This window comes from Aquabacter spiritensis, assembly GCF_004346185.1.
In the GTDB taxonomy this organism is placed as follows: domain Bacteria; phylum Pseudomonadota; class Alphaproteobacteria; order Rhizobiales; family Xanthobacteraceae; genus Aquabacter; species Aquabacter spiritensis.
Map to the genome: position 1 here is coordinate 1 of NZ_SMAI01000032.1, position 6,483 is coordinate 6,483.

The 6,483-nt window shown below is 64.4% G+C and carries 2 protein-coding genes and 4 pseudogenes; 3 read left to right on the forward strand and 3 right to left on the reverse strand.

The features are described from left to right. Positions 1-238: transposase (locus EDC64_RS23165; RefSeq protein ID WP_165933871.1), on the forward strand; the 238-nt coding region annotated here is incomplete at its 5' end. Between the two features lie 331 nt (positions 239-569). Further along, positions 570-1,490: pseudogene (istA, locus tag EDC64_RS23170) on the forward strand (IS21 family transposase); the annotation flags it as partial. On the opposite strand, the pseudogene EDC64_RS23175 reads toward istA (EDC64_RS23170), so the two are convergent. The 3 genes and pseudogenes from EDC64_RS23175 to EDC64_RS23185 all read right to left on the reverse strand — a co-directional run. Next, a pseudogene (locus EDC64_RS23175) lies at positions 1,458-1,871 on the reverse strand (ATP-binding protein); the annotation flags it as partial. The pseudogenes istA (EDC64_RS23170) and EDC64_RS23175 sit on opposite strands and share 33 nt — an antisense overlap. Continuing rightward, positions 1,871-3,370 (reverse strand): annotated as a pseudogene (gene istA / locus EDC64_RS23180) (IS21 family transposase). The pseudogenes EDC64_RS23175 and istA (EDC64_RS23180), both read right to left, overlap by 1 nt. 339 nt (positions 3,371-3,709) lie before the next feature. Continuing rightward, positions 3,710-4,747, reverse strand: a complete 1,038-nt coding sequence (locus EDC64_RS23185; protein ID WP_132036227.1) for an IS110 family RNA-guided transposase — start codon at positions 4,745-4,747, stop codon at positions 3,710-3,712. A 180-nt stretch (positions 4,748-4,927) separates the two neighbouring features. Between EDC64_RS23185 and EDC64_RS23190 the strand changes: the two are divergent. Beyond that, positions 4,928-6,405: pseudogene (locus EDC64_RS23190) on the forward strand (ISL3 family transposase). Positions 6,406-6,483 lie beyond the last annotated feature (78 nt).

A 6,483-nucleotide genomic window follows, 5' to 3' on the forward strand; every position in this document is an offset into this window, starting at 1 on the left:
GGAGGCTCTGGAAAATCCGACGCCGGTCGAGGCGATGGCGCATCGGCTGAAGACGCCGGAGGGCCGCAAGCTCTACGCCCTGCGCAAGCAGACGCCGGAGCCGGTGTTCGGCATCATCAAATCCGTGCTCGGGTTCCGTCAGTTTTCGATGCGAGGACTGCAACAGGCGCGCGGCGAGTGGAGCCTCGTGACCATGGCCTGGAACCTGAAGCGCTTGTTCGTCCTTGGCGCCGCCTGACGGCCGCTGCGACGCCTCGACGCGACCCTGAACACTTATGGGACCTACCGAAGGACGAGCCGAGAGCTGCCGAGCTTCCCGCGACGCGGCAAAGCCACCCGCGCCTCAAAATTCCAAATGGTCAGTCCGACAGGCTGCTAGCCAATCGTGCCGATTTGCTCAAGCGATATCTCTCGATTTGGCCCCTTGAGTACTGGTTTCTGGTCGTAGACGACCGCGTGTTGATTTCCACTGAGAATTGACCCGGCAGGCACGGATTTTTCCATCGAGAAGTGACCCATGTTTTCACCACGTCTCACGCGGCATCGCGGGGGACAGCGGAGTGATCGACATGGAGTTATTGAGCGTCATCCGACGCTGGCATTACCGGGATCACCTCTCGATCCGGGATATCTCCCGCCGCACCGGCCTTTCGAGGAACACCGTGCGCAAGTACCTGCGGGCGGACAGCGTCGAACCCCGGTTTCATCTTCCCGAGCGGTCGAGCAAACTCGATCCCTATGCCGACAAGCTCGCGGCGATGCTGCGGGTCGAGAGCGGCAAGTCGCGCAAGCACAAGCGTACGATCAAACAGCTGCACGCTGATCTGGTGACCCTCGGCTATGAGGGGTCGTACAATCGGGTCGCGGCCTTTGCCCGGGACTGGAAGGCTGCCCGGTTGCGTGAGCAACAGACCAGCGGCCGCGGTACTTTCGTGCCGCTGGCCTTTGTGCCGGGCGAGGCGTTCCAGTTCGACTGGTCGGAGGATTGGGCGATCATTGCCGGCGAGCGCACCAAGCTCCAGGTCGCCCATGTCAAGCTGTCCTACAGTCGGGCCTTCACGCTTCGAGCCTACCTGCTCCAGACCCACGAGATGCTGTTTGATGCCCATAACCACGCCTTCCGGGTGTTGGGCGGCGTGCCACGGCGGGGCATCTACGACAACATGAAGACGGCCGTCGACAAGGTCGGCCGCGGCAAGGAACGCCAGGTCAACATCCGCTTCTCGGCCATGGTGAGCCACTTCCTGTTCGAGGCGGAGTTCTGCAACCCCGCTTCCGGCTGGGAGAAAGGGCAGATTGAGAAGAACGTACAGGATGCCCGTCATCGGCTCTGGCAACCCCTGCCGAACGTCCCCTCCCTGGAAGCTCTGAACGACTGGTTGGAGACCCGGTGCCGGGAGTTGTGGTCACAGACCGGGCACGGCTCGCAGCCCGGCTCGATCGCCGATGTCTGGAGCGAGGAGATCCGGCACCTGATGGCGGTGCCGCGTCGCACCCGAGCGGATGCAGGCCCGGGCAATGGCGATGGCCAGATGGGTCTTGCCGGTTCCGGTGCCCCCGATCAGCACGACGTTGCGCTGGTGGGCGAGGAAGTTGCCGCCGGCGAGGTCGCGCACCAGGGTCTCGTTGATGGGGGTGTCGTCGAACACGAAGTCGTCGATGTCCTTGGCCAGGGGCAGCTTGGCGATGGTGATCTGGTACTTGATGGAGCGGGCCTGCTTCTCGGATATCTCTGCCGAGAGCAGATCGCCGACGATGCGTTGCGGCTCATGCTGGCGTTTGACGGCGGTGGCGATGATCTCGTCGTAGGCGGCCTTCATGCCATAGAGCTTGAGCTCGCCCATGGCCTCGAGGATCTGGGAACGCTCCATCATGGGGATCTCCTCAACAGGTCGTATCGTGAGCAGTCGGCGCTCGGGGCGTGGCGGAGGCGCAAGGCGTCGGGCGTGATGATGGTGACGGGGGCTGCGGGCTCCCGGCGCCGGGCGAGGATGTTGAGGATCACGTCGGCCGAGTGGACGCCCTGGTGCAGGGCTTCGGCGCACGCTGCATCGACCGCGGGCAGCCCGTCGCTCAGCACGCTGGTGAGGATGTCCACCATCTGCCGGTCCCCATCGGTGGCACCGGTGAGCTTGCGCCGGACGCGATCGAGGCTGGTGGGCAGAACCCAGTCCTTGAACGGAGCCCCGTTCCTGAGGGCGCCGGGCTTGCGCGCCAGCACCGGCACATAGTGCCAGGGGTCGAAGATGGTCTGGTCCCGGCCGAAGCAACGCGGGTGGGACCCGACCTGCCGCCCATCCTAGCGCAGCTCGATCCGCTCCGCATAGGCCCGGACCTCGACCGGGCGTCCCACGGCGCTGGCGGAGACTGAATACCGGTTGTTATCGAAGCGGACCAGACAGGTCTTGGACACGGAGGCGGGCACGGAATGGAAGCCGTCGAACCGGCCGGCATAAGGCACCAGGGCTGGACGCTCCGCTTCGAAGGTCTGCCAGATGGTCTCCTCCCGCCGCTCGGGATGCGGGTGCCCCTTGGCGTAGGCGATGCACTGGTCCAGCAGCCAGGCGTTCAGCTCGTCATAGCTCTTCACCCGAAGCCGGGGGGTGAAGAAGCGTTCCCGCACCACGCCGACCTGGTTCTCCATGCCCCTTCTCCCAGCCTGAGGCCGGGGTGCAGGCGACTGGATCGACGAGGTAGTGGCTGCACATCTGCAGGAAGCGGTGATTATAGGCCCGCTCCTTGCCTACGAAGATCGCATCGACCGCGGTCTTCATGTTGTCGTAGATGCCGCGCGTGCAGCAGCCCTTGAAGAAGGCGAAGGCCCGATCGTGGGCATCGAACACCATCTCCTGCGTCTCGCGCGGATAGGCCCGCACGAACAGCATCCGCGAATGGCACAGCCGCACATGGGCGACGCGCACCGACACCGTGGTGCCGTTGATCAGGACGATCTCGTGGCTCCAGTCGAACTGGTAGGCCTCGCCGGGCGCGAAGCTCAGGGGCACGTAGGCCGCAGCCGTCATCGTCGCCTGCGCCCGCCGCCAGCCCTTGGCATAGCGGCGTAGCGCATCGTAGCTGCCCTCATACCCCTGGCTGCGCAGCTCCTCGAAGATGCGGATCAGTGCGTCAGCCGCTCCCGCGCCGGCTTCCCTTCGTTGCCGGCGAGCAGCCCATCCAGGGCCTCCCGCCAGTGCCCGATCCGCGGCAGCGGCTGCACCTCCCGCTCGTAGCTGAAGGCCGTCGCTCCGGTCCGCAGCACCTTGCGCACCGTGTTCCGCGAGACGTGCAGCTCCCGCACGATCTCCTTGATGGACTTGCCGCGCACGAAATGCTCGCGCCGGATCCGCGCAATCGTATCCACGCCCTTCATCCCCAGCCCGCCCGTCGCAACAAAACGACGGAGCATGAGCCAAGAGGGGGGTCAAAATTAGGGTCTTCTCTATTCGGCGTGTTGAGGTCAAGCGCTTTCGAGCTTCCCGCTGCACCGGTATTTGACGTCATTCGCGGGGCCGCGCTTCTCTTCGGGATCGGCTCTTTGGCCCTCCCAGCATGGGATCAGTAGAATGAGGCGGCCCAATCTGACTCGCGTCCTGATCGCGATGGCGCGAACGGCACAAGACCCCAAGCGAGCTTACCTCATCCATCGTCCCGCGAAGGACGTCTCTCCACCGGCGAGCGGAACTTGGACTTCTTCTTCCCGGCGTCTGTTTCAGGCGGCGGCGGGCATGCTTTCCCTTGTCCAACGGAATTCGGCGCCGTCGCTCCACATGCGATGCATGATCACCGCCAGCCGGCGTGCAAGCGCGACAATGGCCTTTTGCCGTCCGCGGCGCCTGGCCACGTTCATCGCCCAGGCTTTCAGCCAGGACCATTTCTTCACCCGGCTCAACAAAACCTGGGCCGCCTCGTAAAGCAGGGTCCGCATCATGCCGTCACCGCACAGGGACACGCGGCCGACGCGATGGCTTTCCCCCGATTGATTGAGCACGGGGGTCAATCCCAGCGCCGGACCGACGGAACGGGAGTTGCTGAAGCGGGCCGGAACATCGATGGTGCTGGTGAAGGCTAGCGAGGTGACAGGACCGACGCCGGGGATCGTCATCAATCGTCGGCAGGTCTCGTCACCACGGACGATCGATAGCAGCTTGCGGTGGAGCTCCATGAACGTCTCTCGCAGCTTTTGCCGCGCCGCCAGCAAGGGCTTCATAATCTCGCCGAGGTCCGGCATGCCATCGACAAGCTCGCGGATGCGATCGTCGAACCCGGCCGTTCCAACGATGCCGACCTTGAGTCCGAAATTGCGCAGCAGTCCGCGGATGTCGTTCTCGATGTCGATCGCTTTTTCCTGCAACAGCTTGCGGGCGGTCAACAGGGCGCGGCGACGCTGGCTGGCCAATGTCTTGACATGCACGGGCCGGAACAGATTGACCCGCATCATCTGCGCGATGCCGCGGGCGTCGTTGCGGTCGGTCTTGTTCACCTGAGCTTTCAGGAATGCTTTCGCATGCCGGGTCTCGATGCAGATCGCGGGCAAACCCGCCTCCGCCAATCCGCTGAACAGCCATTGCGATAACGGGCCGGCTTCGAGCCCGATCCGAACGAACTGCCACGAGGAACTTTTCAAAGCCTGGACGAGGTCCTCCGGGTGGCTGAGGACTTTGATCTCGCGGCAGATCGCGCCCGTTTCGTCCACGATACACACCGACGTCTCTTTCACCGAGACGTCCAGTCCGGCATAATATTTCATGCTGCGCTTCCTTTCCTGATGCTTGTGGCTGTTCCAAACAGACCACGTTCTATCATCAGCTCGAAGCGCAGCACCTCCTGCATCCCTCCGCGAGGGGCTCAAGCCGAATACCCCATCTGACTCACTTTTGATGGAGTTTGAGATTCGGCTGGCGTTTATTTTGAGATTGGAATCAACACCATGCAGCCCTCTCTCCGACCTTCGACCCTGGTCCCGCGTGGATTCGTAGTGGACGATGTCAGCAGCGACAGCGCCGGCACGCTGATTACGGTTCGCGCGGTTGGCAAGGTGAGTTCGTGCCCGGGATGCGGGAGAACCTCGGAGCGGATCCACAGTCGCTATCATCGGCATCTGGCGGATCTGCCGATGGCGGGCAAACCGGTTCGGCTGGTTGTCCGGGCGCGGCGTTTCCACTGCGACACGGTGCTCTGCGGCCGGCGCATCTTTGCGGAGCGCTTCGACGCCAAGGTTTTGGCGCCGTGGGCACGGCGGACTGCCCGGCTCGACCACATCGTCCACCACCTGGGGCTGGCGCTGGGCGGACGGCCCGCGGCGAGCTTTGCCCGCAGGCTGATGCTGCCGGTCAGCAACGACACCCTGCTGCGGGTGGTGCGGCGACGCGGCCACCGGCCTTTCGTCCCGCCAACGGTCATTGGGATCGACGACTGGGCGTGGCGGCGCAACCAACGCTATGGCACGATCATCTGCGACCTTGAGCGCCGCAGGACCATCGCTCTCTTACCCGACCGGGAGCCCGCGACAGCGCAGGCGTGGCTGACCTGCCAGCCCCAAATCACCACCGTCGCTCGTGATCGCGGCGGCGGATATGCCACGGCTGCGGCCAAGGCGCTGCCCACGGCCACGCAGGTGGCTGACCGCTGGCACCTGATGGAGAACGCCAGCCGTGCCTTTCTCGACGCGGTGCGCAAATCCATGCGTCAGGTACGAGCCGCGATCGGCGGCGCGACCATCGACCCTGATCTGCTCACGGCCGCCGAGCGGCTGCAATATGAGGGATATCTTCGTCGGGAAGACGCAAACGGGACCATCCTCGGCTTCGCGAAGGACGGGATCGCGATCAAGGAGATCGTGCGCCGCTCTGGGCATAGCCGTGGCCTTGTCCGCAGGATCCTGCGCGGCGAACGCACGGACGTGTTCCGCTCCCGGGAAAGTTCGCTGGAACTGTACCTGCCGTGGCTCGAGGACAGGTGGGCAGCCGGCGAACGCAACGGCGCGGAGCTGTGGCGGCGCCTCAAGCGCCAAGGCTTCCGCGGTTGCCTTCGGGTCGTCACCGAGTGGGTGGCACGTCGTCGGCGCGCACCATCGCGCGCCTCATGACCATTGGCCGGGACCGCGTGTCCAAATCCGAGAGCGTCACGATCGCGGCGATTGAAGCCGCCGTGTCGCTCCTCGTCGAGGCGCGAGAGATCATCGCCGCGTTCCAGGCCATGATCCGCAAGAAGATTGTCGCAGAGCTCGAGCCATGGCTCGAGCGGGCGAGATCCAGCCTGATCGCGTCATTTGCCAACGGCGTCGTCAAAGATCAGGCCGCCGTGGTTGCAGCCATCACCTCACCCTGGTCCAACGGCCAAACCGAGGGGCAGATCACCAAGCTCAAACTCGTCAAGCGCCAGATGTACGGTACGCATCCGGCGTAGGCCGCAGTCAGGCAGCTACGGCTTGATCCTGATGGGGTGCCGCGGCCCAATTCCATGGCAGGAGTTCAGGCAGCCGGC

What these genes read in the sequence shown, in the direction of transcription:
- EDC64_RS23185 (WP_132036227.1), bottom strand. Translation starts at nt 4,747, where the DNA reads ATGAAATATTATGCCGGACTGGACGTCTCGGTGAAAGAGACGTCGGTG.